Here is a 17,965-nt window from a genome sequence, read left to right as displayed (position 1 = left end):
CATGACAAGTTGCACCGATCGTTCCATGATGAGTACGGCCGACGGAACGACAAGCTTGAGTTCGCTGCGGCTGCCCGACGGGTTCACCGATGTCTTCACCAGCCGGCTCGTGGAGGCGAACGGGCTGCGGCTGCACGCGGTCACCGGCGGGGACGGCCCGCCGCTGCTGCTGGTCGGCGGGTGGCCACAGACCTGGTATGCCTGGCGGGAAGTGATACCGGCGCTCGCCCGCGAGCACACAGTCGTCGCCGTCGACTCGCGCGGGGCCGGGCTCTCCGACAAGCCCGACGACGGTTACGACGCCGGCACCCTCGCCGCCGATCTGGTCGCTCTGATGGCCGCGCTCGGGCACGACCGGTTCGACGTGGTCGGCCACGACATCGGCATGTGGACCGGATACGCCCTCGCTGCCGATCACCCCGAGCGGGTGGGCCGGCTCGCCGTCGTCGATGCCATCATCCCCGGTCTCACGCCGACCCCGTCGTTCTTCAGCCCGGACGCGGTCAACCAGCGGCTCTGGCACTTCGGCTTCAACCGGCTCAGCGACCTCAACGAGGAGCTGGTCCGGGGGCGGGAGAGGCTCTTCTTCGGCTACCAGTTCGCCAAGAAGGCAGCCACTCTGGACGCGATCCCGGCGTACGCCGTCGACGTGTACGTCGACGCGATCGTCGCGGACCCTCGCGGGCTGCCGGCGAGCTTCGCGTACTACCGGGCGCTGGACGAGACGATCGCGCAGAACGAGCAGCGCAGGAAGACCAGGCTGACGCTGCCGGTGCTCGCCGTCGGCGGCGCTCGCTACAGCGGCGCGATGGTCGCCGAGACGATGCGGCTGGCGGCCGACGACGTCACCGGGGTGGTCCTCGACGACTGCGGCCATTACGTGGCCGAGGAGCAGCCGGCGCGGTTCACCGAGATCCTGGAGGACTTCCTCGGTGGGAAACCGGTAGCAGACGTGGGATGAGGTCCTCAGTGGTGATCGTCAGCCCCGCCTGTTGCAGCCATGAGCGGTGGGTTCGACCCAGCCCGGCCAGGTGAGACGCTGTACCGATGCGACAGGTCACCGTGCTCGGCAGTTCCGGTGCGTTTCCCGAGCCAGGCCGTGCCTGTAGCGGCTTCGCGGTGGACTGGGACGGCTCCCGTCTGGTGCTTGACCTGGGCTACGCCACGCTGCCGCGGTTGCTCGGGCACTGGCCGGATGGCGCGGTGGACGCTGTCGTCATCACCCATGAACACCCGGACCACTGCATCGACCTGCACGGTCTGTTCAGGATGCGGTTCTACGGTCAGCCCGGGGGACCACGGCTGCCGTTGTTCTGCCCGCCTGGCGTGCTCGACCGGCTCGGCGGCCTGGAGCCCGATGTCGACCTGCATGCGGTATTCGACGTGCACCCACTACCCGGCAGCTACCGGGTCGGGCCGTTCGATCTCACCGGGCTGTCCCTACCGCACTTCGTGCCCAACGCCGGCATCCGGATTCAGGCCGACGGGATTGCCCTGGCCTACTCGGGGGACACGGGGCCAACTTCCGCGTTGGCCGAACTGGGTCGTGGCGCGGATCTGTTCATCGTCGAGGCGACGGACTACGACGGTGAGACCAGCCGTCCCACCCGAAACCTCCTGACCTCCACCGAGGCCGGTCTGTGGGCTCGCCGTGCGGGTGCCCGCCGTCTGATGCTCACCCACTTCTGGCCGGGCAACGACCGGGCGGCAGCGGTGGCCGCCGCGCAGGTGGAGTTCGGCGGTGCCGTGCTGGCGGCTGAGGAAGGACTCACCGTCCTGCTCGGAACGCCGGACAGCTGACCGCCGCTCACTCGATCAACGCGCCGTCCGGATGCATGATCTCGTCTCGCACCAGCGGCACGAACGCCGACCAGGTTCCGTGATCCACGGCGACCGCCATGCGGATGCGCCCGTCGCCGTCATCAAGGGCGTAGCTGACCACCCGGTACTGCGTACCGTCCGCACCGAGGACGTCGCGAACATCCTTGTCGTCGAGCATCGCGCGCCAGCCGCCGTAACCGACCCGCTGCCACTCAGCCAGGCGCGCCTCGGCAAGCCCTGCCGCCAACTCCTCGTTCAGTACCACCCGCGCAGTCTGCCAGCGCCTGGTCGACGAGGACTCATTAGCCCGCCGCTCTGGATGTCGAGAACCGCCGACTGGCTCCGTCCTCGGGGAGGATGCGGTCACCGTGACCGCACCAGAGCAGGGAGATCCAGCATGGCGATCCAGCGGATGGACAACGTCCTCATCGTTGTCGAGGACCTTGACGCGGTCGTCGCGTTCTTCGTCGAACTCGGCATGGAGTTGGAGGGGCGAGGCCCGGTCGAGGGGCGGTGGGTGGAGCGTGTCATCGGGCTCGACGACGTGCGGCAGGAGGTCGCGATGCTGCGGACCCCGGACGGCCACGGCAAGGTCGAGCTGGCGATGTTCCACCGACCGGCGGCGATCAGCGCGGCACCGAAGAACGCGCCGACGAACACGCTGGGCATTCGGCGCATCATGTTCGCCGTCGACGACATCGAGGACGTGATCGCCCGGCTGCGCGGCCACGGCGCCGAACTCGTCGGGGAGTTGGCGCAGTACGAGGACATCTACCGGCTCTGCTACGTCCACGGCCCCGAGGGCATCGTCGTCGGCCTGGCCGAACAGCTCCGCTGAGAACCGCCACCAGGTCCCTGCCCCAGGCCCGATGTCGATCATGGAGTTGTGGTGGGTGACAAAAGTGACCCCTCTACCACCTTCCAGGCACCACAACTCCATGATCGACGTCAAAGGGGGGTCAGGCGACACCGGTCGGGAAGGTCTCGCGTAGGGCCGGGTCGAGCGGGCGGCCGCTCGTCGGTTCGATGAACAGGTCGGCGAGCAGCAGGTCGGCGAGGTAGCTGGGGTTCACACCCGACTCCTTGCGGCCGAGGGCCTGCGCCGCGCCGCCGAGTCGCAGCGCGGCCCGCGCCACGCCGGCCGGTAGGCGGCGGACCCGGCGGGGTCGGCCGACCGCCGCGGCGATGCGCGCGAACATGTCGTGCCAGGTGAGGTTCTCGTCGGCGACCGGGATGTCGGCGCCGCTGGCCTGCTCCAGGGCGTCGACCGCGACCTCGGCAACGCTGCGGGCCGAGGCCGCGGCGCTGCCGCCGGTCGGGGCGACCAGAGGGGTACGCGAGCGGGCCCACCGGTCCAGCGGACCGGCCCAGTTGGGCAGCCGGTCGCCGGCCCGACCGAAGACGAAGGGCAGTTCGAGTACGGCGACCGGCAGGCCCTCGCCGGCGGCCGCCCGCCCCTCCCGGGCCTGCTCCAGCCGGCACCGGATGTACGTGTGCCGTTCGCCGAGGCGCCACTGCGGGTGGAGCCGGTCGAAGTAGGTGTAGTAGGAGCCCATCACGACGCCCCGGGTGAGACCTTCGAGGCGGGCGGCGGTGAACAGGCGTACCACCGGGTCGACGTTGTCGCGGCGGAACTCGGGATAGATCGGCTTGGGCAGCGGCCGCTGCTCCTCGGTGCGGGTGGCGTACACGACGCCGTCGTGATCGGCGAGCAGCGGCCGCAGCTCGTCGATCGAGGCGGACCCGACATCGAGCAGGTGGTCGACGCCCGGCTGGGCGGTACGCGCCACAGTGGTCGCGGCGTGACCACGCCCCCGAAGCACGTCCACGACGTGAGCGCCGATCAGACCGCTGCCACCCACCACAAGAATTCGCACGGTGCATCGTCCACTCTGGAGCAGGCTGTTTGTCAAGCGCCGCCGCTGCGGCGGCGGTGCGGTTCGACCAGAATGGCACCCGGAGGTGATCGAGCGTGGTTGACCAGGAGAGCGTGCCCAAGCTGTGTTCGGTGGTGCTCGACTGCACCGCTGCGAGGGCGCTGGCGGAGTTCTATCGACAGCTACTGGGCTTCGTCTACCGGCCGGGTGACGAACCGCCGGCGGCCGGCCAGGCCGACGAACGCGGCCGTGACTGGCTGGTGCTGCGGTCACCCGGTGGCGGGCCCCAGGTCGCGTTTCAGCAGGTGGAGCATCTGCCGGAGGCGACGTGGCCGACGAACACCGTGCCCCAGCAGCTACACCTGGACCTGACCGTGGAGTCCGTCGAGGAGTTGCTGGTCCAGCATGAGCGCGTGCTGCGCCTCGGCGGCCGGCTGTTGTACGACCGCATCGACGACCCGGACGAGCCTCTTCGCGTGTACGCCGACCTGGCCGGGCATCCCTTCTGCGTCTTCGTCGGCTGAGCCTGTTGCCGCGACCTCGCCGGAGCGCAGGTTGACAACGGGCGAGGATGGCGTCCGCAACCCCGACATTCGCATAGGTTCGAGGTACGCAACACCATCGCTGTGAAACGGGGTTGAGCATGCCGGAGTCGCGCGCCTTCTGGTTGGACGAGCAGTTCGACCGCGAACACGGTGTCGACGGGCGCGGCCGGTACGAGGCCGAGGTGTTTCGTCGGATCGACGAGTTCGCCGACACGTGGGGCGACTTCGCGCCGGTGGCGTTCGCGGTGACGGCCTGGCGGCTGGCCACCGAACTGTCGCCGGGCTTCGTCCGCTGGCACCGGCGGATCATCACGGCGACCTGCGCGCGCAGCCCGTGGGACGGCAGCCTGGTCTGCGCGGTGACAGTGGCCTCCCGCTGGCCGGCCGAGCTGACCTGGACCAAGCAGTGGCAGCGCGACCGTGGTTGGCAGGACTGGCCGCAGCTGTTCGGCCAGTTCACCACACCCACCGAGCAGGACCAGACGCGGCGCCCGCATCTGCGCGCGTTGCTTCAGGTGGAGGCGCCGGTCCCGCTCGGCGATCTGCCGCCGTCGCCCGGCGGTCCGGACGACGACGTCGCCGCGGCGGCGCGCCGGGCCGTGGTGGTGCTGGCCCGGGAGCTCAACGACCTCCTCGCGCCGATGATCGGGCAGCTCGACGCCGGAGTGCCGGCGGACTCCTGAGCTGCCCGTCGGCCGGTAGGGTCGTCGGCGTGGATCTGGACGACATCGCCGCCCGACTCGGGGTGCCCGTCGAGGAGGTCGACCGTGTGCACCGGCTCGCCGGTGACGGGCCGTCAGCGCCGCTGCCAGCCAAGGCCGACGCGCCCGCGATCCTCGACCGGCTCGCCGTGCCGCCGGACGACGCCGCCGAGATCATGGCGGGTTGGCCCGACCCCGGCTCCCCGCTGTGGACTCCGGAGCTGCGTTGGCTGCTCGACCGCTCGATCGCCCTGGTCCGCGCCGACCTCGCGGGATACGACTGGATGTCGCCCGGCCCGGAGTTGCCGCGAGAGCGAGGGCCGGCCTGGCGGCACCTCTACGTGTACGCGTACCTGGCTTTGGTCGACGTCGTGCGCGGGTACCACCGCGACCGCGGCGTCCCCGACACCGTGTCCTGGGTGACCCTCGCCGACCTGGGCCGCAACCTCGCGATCGACCGACGGATGCGCGGCGAGGGCTGGCCGATCATGCAGAGCTGGCTGACGCTGCACTCGCGCGGCAGCGTCTACGAGCTGGGCCGGCTCCAGCACCAGCGCGGCGACGGCGCGATCGGTCTGCACGTCCCCGATTCGGGGCCGTTGACCCCGGAGGCGGTCGAGGCGTCGCTCGACGAGGCCCGGGCGTTCTTCCCCCGGCACTTCCCGGACGAGCGCTACACCGCGTTCTCCTGCGCCTCGTGGCTGCTCGACCCGCAGTTGCGGGAGTACCTTCCCGAGAGCTCCAACATCGTGCGGTTCCAACGCCGGTTCGAGCTGGAGCCCTACCAGGAGTCGGACGGGCCGGACGCCGACATCGAGGTGCTGCGGTTCGGGTTCCGCACCCTGACCACGCCGCTCGACGAGCTGCCGCGCCGTACGCTGCTCCAGCGCGTTATCGTCGACCACCTGCGGGCCGGCGGCCACTGGCACTGGCGCCACGGCCGCTTCCCGATCTAGGCACGCGCGTCCCACCACGCGCCGTTGGCGGCCGCCTGGCGTGCCGGTTCGATGATTTCCCACACCTCCGCGATGAATCCGTCGGCGATCCGCAGGACGTCGACGACCACGATCTCCGGCCCCGCGTCGGGGAGTCGGCGCCGCGAGTGCACCACGACGTGGTCACCGTCGGCCAGCAGGTGCAGGATGTCGACACGCATGCCGGCGGTCGGGCCCAGCGCGGCTTGGACCGCGGCGAGCCACTGCTCCTTGGTCGAGGTCGTCGAATCCGACCGGTGATGGGTGAAGTCCTCGCTCAGGAGCGAGGCGAGCGTGTCGACGTCGCCGGTGTCGACCAGCCCCGCCAACGCACGTCCGACGATGCTCTTGTTCTCGGTGGTCATGGCCGCAAGTGTTTCCCCGGCCCGGATGCTTGTCGATGACATCGCACTTCATGGCGTCCCGAGCGACGATGAGTAGGCTCATGATCGTGCACGCGGTCGGGGAGCTCCTACGGCAGTGGCGCAAGCGCCGGGGGCTCAGCCAACTCGACCTGGCGATCGCCGCGGATGTCTCGGCTCGGCACGTCAGCCTGGTCGAGACCGGCAAGTCCACGCCGAGCGCGGGCATGATCCTGCGGCTCTCCGACCAGCTCCACGTGCCGCTGCGTGATCGCAACCAGCTGTTGCTCGCCGCCGGCTTCGCGCCCCGGTACGCGCGGCGTCCGCTCGACGACACCGCCCTGTCGGGCGCGCTCGACGCGGTCCGCAGGGTGCTCCGGGCGCACGAGCCGTACCCGGCGCTGGTCTTCGACCGCCGGTGGAACATCGTGCTGACCAACCGCGCGGTCGACCCGTTCTTCGCGTACGCGGCGCCCGACCTGTTGCGGCCGCCGGTGAACCTGGTCCGGCTGGGCCTGGACCCGCGCGGGCTCGCCCCCCTGGTCGTCAACCTGGCGGACGTGCGGGCGGTGTTCCGTAGTCGGATCTCGCGCCAGCTCGCCGCGGCTCCCGACGCGGAACTCGCGGCGCTCTACGAGGAACTGCTGAACCCGCTGCCCGAGGACCCGATGGGCCAACGGGTCGACGCCGACGTGGTGATCCCGATGATCCTGCGGATCGGTGGACGCGAGCTGCGGCTGTTCTCGACCATCACCACGTTCGGCACGCCGATGGACATCACCATCGAGGAGATCGCTGTGGAGTCCTACTACCCGGCAGACCCGGAGAGCGCCGCCTACTTCACACGGTAGGGCCCGGCCTGGTCACCGCCCAGGCCGGGCCCCGCCACTCGTCAGCTGGTGGTCAGGATGAACCTCTCCCAGGAGCCGACCGAGGTGCGGTTGGCGATGAGCGATCCCGCCCCGGCGTTCTCGGCGGCCACGATCTGGTTGTTGATCGTGGCGCGCAGACTGACCGTCCCGTCGGAGTTGGTGATGAGCTGGAAGGTCTCCCACGCACCCACGGACGTGCGGTTGGCGATCAATGGCTCCGCGCCCGCGTTCTCGGCGGAGACGTAGAGCCCGTTGGCGCGCGACCGCAGGGCGATGGCACCGTTGCCAGCGTCCACCCGGTCGAACTGCTCGGTCGTCGAGACGCTGGCCTTGTTGGCGATCAACGCGGTGCTGCCGACCGCCGACACGTACTGGTTGTTGACCTGCGCCCGCAAGGTGGTCGCCGGCGCGCTGCTACCGGTGCCGGTGGTGAAGGTGAACGCGTCGACATCGAACAGGTAGCCGGACCCACCCTTGAAGACCAGGTACAGCGTCGTCGACGCGGTGGGCGGGTTGCTGATCGTGGCGGACGCCTCGACGAAGGTCTCCCAGTTGCCGGTCACCGGAACCGTGACGGTGCCCAGCAGGGTGCCGGTGGCCGACCCGGCCCGGACCTCGATGGTGCCACCGGCGCCGGCCGACGACGCCCTTACGGTGATGCGGTTGGCGTTGGCCAGGTTGTACGGCTGGTAGGAGATCCAGTCGTTGTTCTCGATGAACCCGGCCGTGCGGCCACCCTCGGCGTTGGTGTGGTCGGTGGCCTGCACACCGGACTGGCCGCCGAAGTGCTCACCCTGGCGGTGCTTGGGTTGCAGCGTCTTGATGCTGTGCGTGGTGAGCCCACCGTTGTCGGTGTAGGCGGCGTCGAAGACTCCGTAGATGTTGGCCGCGGAGTCGTGCTCCCCGTCCGTCGGGACGGTGATGGAGCCGCTGCAACCGGTCTTCGAGGTGATCTGGTGGGCGTGGCTGTCGTGGCCCAGCGCGTACGTCAGGCTCACCTTGGAACAGTCGATCGTGCCGTCCTGCGGGTCGCTCACCGAGATCTGGTACGGCACCGTGTCACCGAAGGTGAACAGTTGCCCGTCGGCGGGCGTGGTGAGCGACACCGTCGGCGCGGTGTTGCCCACTGTGACGATCAGGCTCGCCGTTCCGGACAGGCCGGTCGGGTCGGTGACCTTCAACGTGGGGGAGTACGTGCCGTTCGTGGTGTACGTCTTGGTGGGGTTGGCCGCCGTCGACGTGGTGCCGTCACCGAAGGTCCACAGGTAGCTGAGCGCGCCGCCCTCGGGGTCGGAGCTGCCGGCCGACGAGAAGTTGACAGTCAGCGGGTTGGCCCCCGACGTGGGGTTCGCCGAGGCGACCGCGATCGGGCTGCGGTTGCCACCACCGATGTACTCGATCCGGAAGAGCGCCTGGTTGTTCGAGCCGGTGCCGTAGTCCAGCACGTACAGGGCGCCGTCCGGGCCGAAGGCCATGTCCATGACCTGGGTGCCGGTCCACGGGAAGTTGGAGATCTCCCCACGCGAGCCGTCGGAGTTGACCGCGATGGCCTTGATCCAGCGGCGGCCGTACTCGCCGGCGAAGAACTGACCGTTCAGCGAGGCCGGGAACTTGATGCTGGAGTTGAGCGAGGCGTCGTACCGGTAGACCGGCCCGCCCATTGGCGACTCCGAGCCGCTGCCGAACTCCGACGGCGAGCCGGAGTCGCCGGCGTACTTGATCCAGGCCGCCCTCGCCGCGGGCAGCGTGCCGAGCCCGGTGTTGCGGAACGAGTTGTTGGTCGGCCCGCCCGAGCAGTTGTACTTGGACTGCGACGGCCCGGACGGGAAGGTGTATTCATTGTATGTTTCGGTGCTGGTGTTGGCGCCGGTGCAGTACGGCCAGCCGTAGTTGCCGGGCGACGCGATGCGGTTGAACTCGACCTGACCCTGGGGGCCCCGGCTGGAGTTCGTGCTGCCTGCGTCGGGGCCGTAGTCACCGAGGTAGACCACGCCGGTCGCCTTGTCGACGCTCATCCGGAACGGGTTGCGCAGACCCATGGCGTAGATCTCCGGGCGGGTGCCCGACGTGCCGGGGGCGAACAGGTTGCCCGACGGGATCGTGTACGTGCCGTCCGCCTGCGGCTTGATCCGCAGCAGCTTGCCCCGCAGGTCGTTGGTGTTGCCCGCCGTGCGCTGGGCGTCGAACTGCGGGTTGCGGTTGGTCCGTTCGTCAAGTGGCGCGTAGCCGGACGACTCGAACGGGTTGGTGTCGTCGCCGGTGGTCAGGTACAGGTTGCCGGCGGCGTCGAAGTCCAGGTCACCGCCGACGTGGCAGCACTGCCCACGGTCGTTGGCGACCTGGAGCACGATTTTCTCGCTGCCCAGGTTGACCGTGTCGTCGCTGTTCAGGGTGAACCGGGACAGCCGCAGGTGCCCCTTCCACCGGTCCCAGTCGGACTGCGAGCCGGTGGTCGGGGCGTCCCCGGACGGGGTGCTCAGCGTGGGGGAGTAGTACAGGTAGATCCACCGGTTGGTGGCGAAGTTGGGGTCGACGGCGACGCCCTGCAACCCCTCCTCGTCGTGCGTGTAGACGGACAGGGTGCCGGAGGTCTTGGTGTTGCCGGCCACGTCGGTCACCCGGAGGACGCCGTTGCGGGCGGTGTGCAGTACCGAGCGGTTGGGCAGGACGGCCAGGGACATGGCCTCACCCAGCTCGCCCGAACCGGTGGCGAGCTTGACCTGCTGATAGTCGGAGGCGGGGATCACCGCCGCCTGGGCGGTGGACGGTGCAGCCACAGCGAGGGCCGCGCTCGCGACGGTGAGGACCGCCGCGAAGAGCGCCCGGGGCCAGCGCCGGGGGTACGAGAGCATGATCGTCCTTTCTCGACGACCGGGGGACGGGCGCGCGGGGGCGCACCACGACCAGGTGGGGTGGTGGAGAACGTGCGGGGGACCAGGTCAGTTGGTGGTGACCAGGTCGAACTTCTCCCACTGACCGATGGAGGTCCGGTTGGCGATCAGCGGGGACGCGCCCGCGTTGTCGGCGGCGACGTAGCGGTTGTTCACAGTGGCCCGCAGGCTCACCGTGCCGTCGGAGTTGCGGACGAGCTGGAACGTCTCCCAGGCGCCAGCGCTGGCCCGGTTGGCGATCAGCGGGGAGGACCCGGAGTTCTCGGCCGCGACGAACTGCCCGTTGCCCTTGGCACGCAGCGCCACGTTGCCGTTGGCGAGGTTGACCAGGTCGAACCGCTCGGTGGTCCCGACGGAGGTCTTGTTGGCGATCAGCGCGGTGGTGGAGTTCGGCGCGCTCACGTACTGGTTGTTGGCGCGGGCCCGCAGGGTGGAGCCGCTGGCGGTGGGCGGCGGGGTCGTCGTGCGCGGCGAGCAGTCGGCCGTCACGGAACCCGCGGCGACCTGGAGACCGCCGAGCAGCATCTTGGTGAAGTTCGGGTCGGTGTACGACGCCTCGGTGTGACCGAGGCCGGTGTACCAGGCGCGCCCGCCGCCGTACGCCTTGCACCAGGTGATCGGGTGGTCGCCGCTCATGTTGCCGCCGCTGTACGACGACTCGTCGAGGCTGGCCAGGACCCGCGCGCTGGATCGGGGGTTGGTGCGGTAGTTGTACCACTCGTCGGAGCGGACCCAGGTCGTGCCGAGGTGCGCGGTCGACGGGTTGGTCTGGTCCTCGATCTTCACGGTGGCGGTCTGGATCGCCGGGTGCGAGTCGAACCACGCCCCGACCAGCGCGCCGTACCACGGCCAGCTGTACTCGGTGTCGGCGGCGGCGTGCACGCCGACGTACCCGCCGCCGGCGGCGATGTACGACTCGAAGGCCGTCTGCTGGCTGGCGTTGAGGACGTCGCCGGTCGTCGACATGAAGACCACCGCCTGGTATTGGGCCAGGTTGGAGGTGGTGAACTGGCCGGCATCCTCGGTCGCGGTCACGCTGAAGCCGTTGGCGGAGCCGAGCTGCTGGATCGCGGCGATGCCGTTGGGGATGGCCGAGTGTCGGAAGCCGGCGGTCTTGCTGAACACCAGGACCTTGGTCAGCGGTGCCGCCGAGGCGGGGGTCGGCATGGCGACCAGGCTGGCCAGCATGACGGCCAAGCCGGTGACGAGTGCCAACAGGCGGGGACGGGAACGCATGGTCTTGCTCCTCTGCTGAGCGTCGACCTCAGGCTGTGCACACGGGCAGGCCGGAGGCCACAGTGGCGGTGGTGCGGAAGCCGGGCCGCCGATGCTCGGCTGAGGTGGTGCGGGGTGGTGGGGGATGGGGCGGTGAAACCAACCGACGATTCGAACCATTCAAAATGGACGGTCAGAATTCATCGACTGGCATCGTTGACGCAGTAAACCTCCGATGTCTGTGCCCCGTCAAGCCCAGGTGCTCGGTCCCGAGTAGGCCCGCGAACGGCCCTCGGTGGTATGGAGGTGAGACGTATGACGTATGGTCGATGGCATGGTTACCGACGAAGATCGAGAACGGCTCGCGGAGCACCTCCCGGCGCTGTGGCGATCGGCCCCCGCAGGTGGGCCAGACGCCCGGGCTTCAGCCGCTCAGCGCACCGGGTCCGGCGCGAGGGCCCGCCAGTTCAGATAGTCCCGGTAGCGGTGCCGCAGGACGATCCAGCTGACCGAGAACGGGATGGCCCCCATGGCCACCACTCCGAGGACGTTCGCGCCGACCACGTCGAAGACCGCCCCGACGTCGCCGAACAGCTGAGCGACCGTCTGGAAGGCGACGTGCAGGCCGATGCCGGCCCAGACGTCGCCGGTGGCGGCGCGGAAGGCGCCCAGCAGCAGCGCGAAGGCGAAGAAGAGCGCCAGTCGGTCGACGGATCGGGCCGCCCCGACGAGGAAGCCGAACACTGTGAACAGCGCGGCCTGCCCGACGGCGGCCTGCCAGGCCGGCAGCCGGGTGGCGAGGTTGTGTTGTAGGTACCCCCGGAAGATCAGCTCCTCCGGCAGCGCCTCCTTCAGGAAGACGAGGACGACCAGCAGCGCCGCCACGCGCACCGCGTCCCCGACGGACGTCCGGACGCTGATCTCGACCCAGCCGAGGCCGAGGCAGAGCGCGAACCCCGCCGCGGCGGGCATGAGCCAGCAGGCCATGCCGAACAGCAGGCGCCGCCAGCCGGAGCGCAGCGACGGCAGCCCGAGGCCGGCCCACGGGCGTCGGTCCAGGACGCGACGGGCGACAACCACAAGGGGTACGACGACAGCGGAGGTGAGGACCGCCCCGACCGCGTGGGTGGGTCGGTCGTAGTCACCGTCGAGCAGGGCGCCCAGGAACAGCCACACCAGCACGGCGCCGGTGGCCACGACGAGGACCCGCCAGGGCACTGCGAGACGAGGTCCGGCGCTCACCACGCGCAGCGTAGCCAGCGGGGTCAACTGCTGACGGTCAGCGGCCGAGGACGAGGTAGCCGAGGCCGAGGACACCCCGGTAACCGCCGACGTACTCTCGCAACCGGTCGTCGAGTTCCGCGCGGACCTCGGCCGCGCGGGGATCCTCCGGGTATGCCAGCAGCCACTCCTGCCGGCCGGCGAGCCAGGTGGACTCGAAGTCGTCCCATTCCCGCTGGTCGGCGGTGCTCAGGTGCAGCAACCGCCAGCCTCGCTCGCGGGCGGCCTCGACCAGACCGGGGAGGGTCGGGACGTCCGGGCCGAAGACCTCGGCGATCTCCGACGTGGGGGACCGTTCCCAGTACGCGTCGCCGAACAGCAGCCGCCCACCGGGGCGGACCACGGTGGCGAGGGCGTCGAGGGCGGCCTCGGTGCCGCCAAAGGCATGTGCTGAGCCGATGCAGAGGACCCGGTCGGCCGGCTCCTGCCACGCCGCGGCTTCCCCCATCACGAAGGCGACGTGCCGGTTCAGCGACCGACCCGCGGCCAGCCGCCGCCCCCGGGCGAGCGCGGCGTCGTCGGTGTCGACGCCGACGCCCCGGGTTGCGACCGGGCCGGACACACCGCCGGCGGCGACCGCCCGCAGCAGCAGCTCACCCCAGCCGCAGCCGAGGTCGAGCACGCGCGTGCCGGGGCGGACGTCGAGCCGTTGCAGCAGCAACGCGGCGTGCTCCGGCGAGAGCGGAGTGTTCCAGCGCATCCGCGCGTAGCGGCTGGCGGCGAGGTGGTCGGTTGACTGCATCCGTTGATGGTGTCAAGGCGTGTGCCGGTGCCGGCACCCGGGCGTACGGCAGGATCGGTGGGATGGACGCGGAGCGCGCGGGGCCGGCGCGGCGGCCGACCCCGCAGGAGGTGGCGGCGGCGGCCGGCCGGGGTCTGCCAGACATCATCGGCCCCGGGCTGCGCGTGTTGTTCTGCGGCTACAACCCCGGCCTCTACTCGGCCGCGGTGGGAGAGCCGTTCGCCCGGCGGGGCAGCCGGTTCTGGCCGGCCCTGCACGGGGCCGGTTTCACCGACCGCCAGCTGCGCTCGTGGGAGCGCGACGAGCTGTTGCGGCAGGGCCTGGGCATCACCAGCCTGAGCAACCGGGCCACCGCCCGCGCCGCCGAGCTGACGTCGGAGGAGCTGGTGGCCGGGGTCACCGGGTTGGCGGTGAAGGCCGAGCGCTACCGGCCGCGCTGGGTGGCGATCCTGGGAGTGACCGCGTACCGGATCGCCTTCGCCCGACCGAAGGCCGGGCTGGGTCCGCGACCGGATCTGCTGGGCCCGGCCCGGGTGTGGGTGCTGCCGAACCCCAGTGGCCTGAACGCGCACTTCCCGCTGCCAGCCTTGACCGCCGAGTTCGCCAGGCTGCGGCGGGAGCTCGACGCCTAACCGGCCGCGGCGGCCAGCCCCTGGTAGTAGGGCTGCATCGCCGGGTGGTAGTCGTCGAACTCCGGGCGGGGCGAGCCGTCCCGGGAGGCGACGAGCAGGTCCAGGTAGTACTCCCAACCGGCGCCCACCTCGGCGATGCCCTCCACGCTGCTCAGATGCTGCACGAACCGCAGCTCGGTGGTGCCGTCGGTTTCGGTCAGCGACAGCTCCAGCAGCCAGGTGCCGTAGCTGTCGATCATCGAAACGGCGAGGCGCTGTGGCGGTTCGCACGCGTCGATGCGGACCTCACACCAGGGCTTCTCCTCCTCGTACGCCATCTGGACCCGGATGGTCCGTCCGGACCCGGCGTCGCCCTCCCACGGGCCGAACCAGCGGGCCGTGCGTTCCGATTCGGTCAGGCTGGCCCAGACGTCAGCGAGCGGGGCGCGGAAGGTCCGGGTGAGGACGAGATCGTGCCCGGTGGCGGTGCGAAACAGGCGTCCGGCGGGTGTGCGGGTCATGCCGTGTGCTCCCTTCGGTGTTCCGCCGGGCCGCGGCTGCGGCGCTCTCGGCGGGTGCGATAGACCTCGGTCTCCAGCGCGTCGAGCTGCCGCTCCCACCTGTCTACTGTGGTGAGCCCGGCGAGCCAGTCGAGCAGTGGGGCGAGCGGGCCCGGGTCGAGCCGGTAGATCCGCTGCCGTCCGACCAACTCGTCACGGACCAACCCGCTCTCGCGCAGCACCCGCAGGTGGCGGCTGATGGCGGGGCGGCTGATGGTGAACCGCTGGGCGATGTCGCCGGCGGAGAGGGGTTCGTCGCGCAACATGGTCAGGATGTGCCGCCGCACCGGGTCCGCGATCGCGACGGCCACTTCATCCACCCTCGAAGCGTAACCCATAGGTTACGGGTCTGCCCGTTGTGGACCTGCGACACCGCGAGGGCCCCTGCGTCGGTGGTGGGCACATGATCACCTGACCTGGCACGCTGTACGGCATGGCCGCCCTGCTTCGCTCCCGCCTGACCGACTGGACCTTCGCCGTACCCGTGCTCGCTGTCCTGGTGTTGATCGTGACCTGGGGGCGGAACCTGCCCGGCCCGATCATCGTGGTGGTCGCGGTGCTGCTCGGGGGTGCCGTGCTCGCGGCCGTGCACCACGCGGAGGTGGTCGCCCACCGGGTGGGGGAGCCGTACGGGTCGCTGGTGCTCGCCGTTGCGGTCACCGTGATCGAGGTCGCCCTCATCGTCACGCTGATGATCAGCGGCCCGGAGAAGACCCAGTCGCTCGCCCGGGACACCGTCTTCGCCGCCGTCATGATCACCTGCAACGGGATACTCGGCCTGTCCCTGCTGCTCGGGGCGCTGCGCCGTCGCGTCGCGGTGTTCAACCCGGAGGGCACCGGCGGGGCCCTGGCCACCGTGATCACCCTGGCCACCCTGAGTCTGGTCATCCCGACCTTCACCACGGCCCGACCCGGCCCCGAGTTCAGCCCGGCCCAGCTCGCCTTCGCCGCCGTCGCCTCGTTGGCGCTCTACGGGCTCTTCGTGCTCGTGCAGACCGGCCGGCACCGCGACTACTTCCTGCCTGTCGACAGCCGGGGCCAGGTGATCGACGCGGAGGAGCACGCGAAGCCGCCGACCACCCGCGCGGCGCTGGTCAGCCTGGGGTTGCTGCTGGTGGCGCTGGTAGCGGTGGTCGGCGACGCCAAGACGGTCTCCCCGACCATCGAGGCCGGCGTCGCCGCGGCGAACCTGCCGCACGCCTTCGTCGGCGTCATCATCGCCCTGCTGGTGCTGCTGCCGGAGACCCTGGCCGCCGCCCGCGCCGCCCGCCGCGACCGCGTGCAGATCAGCCTGAACCTTGCGCTCGGCTCGGCGATGGCCAGCATCGGCCTGACCATCCCGGCCATCGCGATCGCCTCGATCTGGCTGGACGGCCCGCTGCTGCTCGGCCTCGGCGGCACCCAACTCGCCCTGCTCGCGCTCACCGCCGTGACCGCCGTACTCACCGTGGTCCCCGGCCGGGCCAACGTGTTGCAGGGCGGCGTACACCTGGTGCTGATGGCCGCCTTCGTCTTCCTGGCCGCCAGCCCGTGACCCGCACGGCCCGCCGGCTGTGCCCGTGACCCGCACGGCCCGCCGGTTCAGCCGGCGGGCGGTGGGTCGCCCGCGAGACGCTCCGCGCGGGCGTTCAGGTAGCGCTGCTGCGCCAGGTTCGTCGAGCGCGCCGCCGCCATCCGGTACGCCTCCCGCGCCGCGACCCGCTCACCCTCCAACTCCCACAGGTGGGCGCGGGCGGCCGGCAGTCGAGGGTCGTCGGCGAGGCGGGGGTCGTCGGCCAGGTCGGCGAGCAGCGCCAACCCGGCCGGCGCGCCCCGACTCATCGCCACCGCCACTGCGCGGTTGAGCGCCACCACCGGGTTGTCGGACATCGTCAGGAGCACCTCGTACAGGGCAGTGATCTGCGCCCAGTCGGTGGCCGCCGCGCTGGGCGCCTCGTCGTGCACTGCCGCGATGGCCGCCTGGACCTGGTACGCACCGACCACCCCGCGCGGCAGCGCCCCGGTGATCAGCTCGACCCCCTCGGCGATCTGGTCGGCCCGCCACCGGGAGCGGTCCTGCTCGGCCATCGGCACCAGCTCGCCGTGCGGGCCGATCCGGGCCGGCGCACGGGCGTCGGTCAGCAGCATCAACGCCAGCAGCCCGGTGACCTCGGGGTCCTCGGGCAACAGCCGGTGCACCAGGCGGGTCAGCCGGATCGCCTCGGCGGTCAGGTCGGCGCGCAGCAACCCCGGCCCGGCCGTGCGGGCGTACCCCTCCGTGAAGATCAGGTAGAGCACGTGCAGCACGGCGGCGAGCCGGCCGGCGCGCTCCGGCCCGGTGGGTGGCGCGAACCGCAACCCACTGTCGCGGATCCGCTGTTTGCCCCTACTGATCCGCCGGGTCATCGTCGCCTCCGGCACCAGGAACGCGCGCGCCACCTCGGCGGTGCTCAACCCGCCCACCGCCCGCAGGGTGAGCGCGATCTGCGACGCCGCCGACAGCGCCGGGTGGCAGCACAGGAACAGCAGGATGAGCGTGTCGTCGGCGTCCGCCGGCGGACGATCGGCGGCGGGGGCGCGCCACTGCTCCGGCAGCACCCACCGCGCGACCGTGTCCTCCCGCCGCATCCGGGCCTGCTCGCGACGCAGCAGGTCGGTCAGTCGACGGGACGCCACGGTGATCAGCCAGCCGCGTGGATTCTCCGGTACGCCGTCGCGCGGCCACCCGTCCGCGGCGGCGATCAGCGCCTCCTGCACCGCGTCCTCGGCCGTGTCGAAGTGCCCGTAGCGGCGGACCAGCGCGCCGAGGACCTGCGGCGCCAGCTCGCGCAGCAGGTCCTCGGCGGGAGTCTCCGACACCGGGTCAGCCGGCCAGGTCCTCGACACCGTCGAGCACCGGCCGGACGTCCACGTACCCACCGGGGGCGTCCGGGTCGACGAGACCGGCGGCGATCTCGGTGGCCCGATCGAAGCTGGCGCACTCCACGATGGTGTAACCGGCGAGGACCTCCTGCGTCTCCGGGTACGGGCCGTCGGTGACCACTGGTGCTCCCTCGCGCACCTGCACCCGGCGGGCGTGCACCGGCTCGCTCAGGCCCCGGGCGTCGACCAGCTCCCCGGACTCGGCCAGCGCCTGGTGGAAGGTCTCCATGTGCTTGTGCATCGCCGCGATCTGCTCGGCGGACATCGCCGGCCGGTCGGAAGCTCGCCCGGACAGCACGTCATAGTCCTGCTGCGACCCGTAGAGCAAAATCATGTACTTCACTGTCTCTTCCCCTCCTCCTGTGGGGATGCCATTCGGCGCCCCCACAGGAAACGTCGAACCCCAACCCCCCCACCCGGACACCCCGCAGCTCTCCCTGCCCCCACCCGAACCGGTGATCATGAAGTTAGCGTCACGACACGCCGGGTGGTTTCTAGGCTTCAGTGCAACTGATCTTGGTTGTGGTGGAGGTGCTGGTGGCGAGACCAGGTGTGGTGACGTTCGGGCATCGGCAGGTGTTGGAGCACTTGTGGGGTTCGGGTCGGACGATT

At 70.8% G+C, this 17,965-nt stretch carries 20 protein-coding genes; 9 read left to right on the top strand and 11 right to left on the bottom strand.

The features are described 5' to 3' along the window. Positions 1–28 precede the first annotated feature (28 nt). Both KBX71_RS31165 and KBX71_RS31160 read left to right on the top strand, forming a co-directional pair. Positions 29–961 carry an alpha/beta fold hydrolase gene (locus tag KBX71_RS31165; protein ID WP_210821318.1) on the top strand — a complete coding sequence of 311 codons (933 nt, stop codon included), beginning with the start codon at positions 29–31 and terminating at the stop codon, positions 959–961. 86 nt (positions 962–1,047) lie between these two features. After that, the gene (locus tag KBX71_RS31160) at positions 1,048–1,800 is read left to right on the top strand and encodes an MBL fold metallo-hydrolase (protein WP_210821317.1); all 753 of its coding nucleotides are present in this window, start codon (positions 1,048–1,050) and stop codon (positions 1,798–1,800) included. A gap of 7 nt (positions 1,801–1,807) precedes the next feature. Here KBX71_RS31160 and KBX71_RS31155 read toward each other — a convergent pair whose 3' ends face one another. After that, positions 1,808–2,086 carry a hypothetical protein gene (locus tag KBX71_RS31155; RefSeq protein WP_210821316.1) on the bottom strand — a complete coding sequence of 93 codons (279 nt, stop codon included), beginning with the start codon at positions 2,084–2,086 and terminating at the stop codon, positions 1,808–1,810. Between the two features lie 132 nt (positions 2,087–2,218). On the opposite strand from KBX71_RS31155, the gene KBX71_RS31150 reads away from it, so the two are divergent. Continuing rightward, positions 2,219–2,659: a VOC family protein gene (locus KBX71_RS31150; protein WP_210821315.1), complete on the top strand. Its 441-nt coding sequence runs from the start codon at positions 2,219–2,221 to the stop codon at positions 2,657–2,659. A gap of 121 nt (positions 2,660–2,780) precedes the next feature. Here KBX71_RS31150 and KBX71_RS31145 read toward each other — a convergent pair whose 3' ends face one another. Continuing rightward, complete coding sequence (locus KBX71_RS31145; protein WP_210821314.1) at positions 2,781–3,698, bottom strand: NAD-dependent epimerase/dehydratase family protein; 918 nt, start codon at positions 3,696–3,698, stop codon at positions 2,781–2,783. A 95-nt stretch (positions 3,699–3,793) separates the two neighbouring features. On the opposite strand from KBX71_RS31145, the gene KBX71_RS31140 reads away from it, so the two are divergent. The 3 genes from KBX71_RS31140 to KBX71_RS31130 all read left to right on the top strand — a co-directional run bounded on the left by KBX71_RS31140 (position 3,794) and on the right by KBX71_RS31130 (position 5,900). Then, complete coding sequence (locus tag KBX71_RS31140; protein WP_210821313.1) at positions 3,794–4,222, top strand: VOC family protein; 429 nt, start codon at positions 3,794–3,796, stop codon at positions 4,220–4,222. A gap of 119 nt (positions 4,223–4,341) precedes the next feature. Further along, positions 4,342–4,926 carry a hypothetical protein gene (locus tag KBX71_RS31135; RefSeq protein WP_247684417.1) on the top strand — a complete coding sequence of 195 codons (585 nt, stop codon included), beginning with the start codon at positions 4,342–4,344 and terminating at the stop codon, positions 4,924–4,926. Between the two features lie 29 nt (positions 4,927–4,955). After that, on the top strand, positions 4,956–5,900 hold the full coding sequence (locus KBX71_RS31130) for an acyltransferase domain-containing protein (protein WP_210821311.1): 945 nt from the start codon (positions 4,956–4,958) through the stop codon (positions 5,898–5,900). Here the strand turns inward: KBX71_RS31130 and KBX71_RS31125 are convergent. Next, the gene (locus KBX71_RS31125; RefSeq protein ID WP_247684416.1) at positions 5,897–6,283 is read right to left on the bottom strand and encodes a nuclear transport factor 2 family protein; all 387 of its coding nucleotides are present in this window, start codon (positions 6,281–6,283) and stop codon (positions 5,897–5,899) included. The two genes, KBX71_RS31130 and KBX71_RS31125, sit on opposite strands and share 4 nt — an antisense overlap. A 68-nt stretch (positions 6,284–6,351) precedes the next feature. Between KBX71_RS31125 and KBX71_RS31120 the strand changes: the two genes are divergently transcribed. Continuing rightward, complete coding sequence (locus KBX71_RS31120) at positions 6,352–7,131, top strand: helix-turn-helix domain-containing protein (RefSeq protein ID WP_247684415.1); 780 nt, start codon at positions 6,352–6,354, stop codon at positions 7,129–7,131. A gap of 41 nt (positions 7,132–7,172) precedes the next feature. Here KBX71_RS31120 and KBX71_RS31115 read toward each other — a convergent pair whose 3' ends face one another. The 4 genes from KBX71_RS31115 to KBX71_RS31100 all read right to left on the bottom strand — a co-directional run bounded on the left by KBX71_RS31115 (position 7,173) and on the right by KBX71_RS31100 (position 13,281). Beyond that, positions 7,173–10,004: a PQQ-dependent sugar dehydrogenase gene (locus KBX71_RS31115; protein ID WP_210821309.1), complete on the bottom strand. Its 2,832-nt coding sequence runs from the start codon at positions 10,002–10,004 to the stop codon at positions 7,173–7,175. Between the two features lie 87 nt (positions 10,005–10,091). Further along, a complete protein-coding gene (locus KBX71_RS31110) occupies positions 10,092–11,279 on the bottom strand; it encodes a ThuA domain-containing protein (RefSeq protein WP_210821308.1) in 1,188 nt (395 codons plus the stop codon). 411 nt (positions 11,280–11,690) lie between these two features. Then, complete coding sequence (locus KBX71_RS31105; RefSeq protein WP_210821307.1) at positions 11,691–12,500, bottom strand: CPBP family intramembrane glutamic endopeptidase; 810 nt, start codon at positions 12,498–12,500, stop codon at positions 11,691–11,693. Positions 12,501–12,537: 37 nt separating this feature from the next. Continuing rightward, complete coding sequence (locus KBX71_RS31100) at positions 12,538–13,281, bottom strand: cyclopropane-fatty-acyl-phospholipid synthase family protein (protein ID WP_210821306.1); 744 nt, start codon at positions 13,279–13,281, stop codon at positions 12,538–12,540. A 62-nt stretch (positions 13,282–13,343) separates the two neighbouring features. On the opposite strand from KBX71_RS31100, the gene mug reads away from it, so the two are divergent. Continuing rightward, the gene (mug, locus tag KBX71_RS31095; RefSeq protein WP_210821348.1) at positions 13,344–13,913 is read left to right on the top strand and encodes a G/U mismatch-specific DNA glycosylase; all 570 of its coding nucleotides are present in this window, start codon (positions 13,344–13,346) and stop codon (positions 13,911–13,913) included. Here mug and KBX71_RS31090 read toward each other — a convergent pair. Together KBX71_RS31090 and KBX71_RS31085 are read right to left on the bottom strand one after the other, a co-directional pair. Then, on the bottom strand, positions 13,910–14,413 hold the full coding sequence (locus tag KBX71_RS31090; protein WP_210821305.1) for an SRPBCC family protein: 504 nt from the start codon (positions 14,411–14,413) through the stop codon (positions 13,910–13,912). The genes mug and KBX71_RS31090 overlap by 4 nt on opposite strands. Further along, positions 14,410–14,772 carry a metalloregulator ArsR/SmtB family transcription factor gene (locus tag KBX71_RS31085; protein ID WP_307847413.1) on the bottom strand — a complete coding sequence of 121 codons (363 nt, stop codon included), beginning with the start codon at positions 14,770–14,772 and terminating at the stop codon, positions 14,410–14,412. The genes KBX71_RS31090 and KBX71_RS31085 overlap by 4 nt, the downstream gene beginning before the upstream one ends. 113 nt (positions 14,773–14,885) lie before the next feature. Between KBX71_RS31085 and KBX71_RS31080 the strand changes: the two genes are divergently transcribed. Further along, positions 14,886–15,986, top strand: coding sequence for a calcium:proton antiporter (locus KBX71_RS31080; RefSeq protein WP_210821303.1), 1,101 nt, complete (start codon positions 14,886–14,888; stop codon positions 15,984–15,986). Positions 15,987–16,033: 47 nt separating this feature from the next. Here the strand turns inward: KBX71_RS31080 and KBX71_RS31075 are convergent, their stop codons facing one another. Both KBX71_RS31075 and KBX71_RS31070 read right to left on the bottom strand, forming a co-directional pair. Continuing rightward, positions 16,034–17,290, bottom strand: a complete 1,257-nt coding sequence (locus tag KBX71_RS31075) for an RNA polymerase sigma factor (RefSeq protein WP_210821302.1) — start codon at positions 17,288–17,290, stop codon at positions 16,034–16,036. A 4-nt stretch (positions 17,291–17,294) separates the two neighbouring features. Next, positions 17,295–17,687: a YciI family protein gene (locus KBX71_RS31070; RefSeq protein WP_238661275.1), complete on the bottom strand. Its 393-nt coding sequence runs from the start codon at positions 17,685–17,687 to the stop codon at positions 17,295–17,297. Positions 17,688–17,965: the final 278 nt, after the last annotated feature.

Origin of the sequence: Micromonospora sp. D93, from assembly GCF_018070365.1 — a bacterium.
Classification (GTDB): domain Bacteria; phylum Actinomycetota; class Actinomycetes; order Mycobacteriales; family Micromonosporaceae; genus Micromonospora; species Micromonospora ureilytica.
This window is presented reverse-complemented; position numbering and strand designations above follow the sequence as displayed.

Bases quoted from the DNA above. Each gene is read 5' to 3' on its own strand.
- KBX71_RS31135 (WP_247684417.1), top strand. From the start codon at position 4,342: ATGCCGGAGTCGCGCGCCTTCTGGTTGGACGAGCAGTTCGACCGCGAA.
- KBX71_RS31080 (WP_210821303.1), top strand. From the start codon at position 14,886: ATGGCCGCCCTGCTTCGCTCCCGCCTGACCGACTGGACCTTCGCCGTA.
- mug (WP_210821348.1), top strand. From the start codon at position 13,344: ATGGACGCGGAGCGCGCGGGGCCGGCGCGGCGGCCGACCCCGCAGGAG.
- KBX71_RS31100 (WP_210821306.1), bottom strand. From the start codon at position 13,281: ATGCAGTCAACCGACCACCTCGCCGCCAGCCGCTACGCGCGGATGCGC.
- KBX71_RS31110 (WP_210821308.1), bottom strand. From the start codon at position 11,279: ATGCGTTCCCGTCCCCGCCTGTTGGCACTCGTCACCGGCTTGGCCGTC.
- KBX71_RS31070 (WP_238661275.1), bottom strand. From the start codon at position 17,687: ATGATTTTGCTCTACGGGTCGCAGCAGGACTATGACGTGCTGTCCGGG.
- KBX71_RS31120 (WP_247684415.1), top strand. From the start codon at position 6,352: ATGAGTAGGCTCATGATCGTGCACGCGGTCGGGGAGCTCCTACGGCAG.
- KBX71_RS31150 (WP_210821315.1), top strand. From the start codon at position 2,219: ATGGCGATCCAGCGGATGGACAACGTCCTCATCGTTGTCGAGGACCTT.
- KBX71_RS31115 (WP_210821309.1), bottom strand. From the start codon at position 10,004: ATGCTCTCGTACCCCCGGCGCTGGCCCCGGGCGCTCTTCGCGGCGGTC.
- KBX71_RS31165 (WP_210821318.1), top strand. From the start codon at position 29: ATGAGTACGGCCGACGGAACGACAAGCTTGAGTTCGCTGCGGCTGCCC.
- KBX71_RS31160 (WP_210821317.1), top strand. From the start codon at position 1,048: ATGCGACAGGTCACCGTGCTCGGCAGTTCCGGTGCGTTTCCCGAGCCA.
- KBX71_RS31090 (WP_210821305.1), bottom strand. From the start codon at position 14,413: ATGACCCGCACACCCGCCGGACGCCTGTTTCGCACCGCCACCGGGCAC.
- KBX71_RS31125 (WP_247684416.1), bottom strand. From the start codon at position 6,283: ATGACCACCGAGAACAAGAGCATCGTCGGACGTGCGTTGGCGGGGCTG.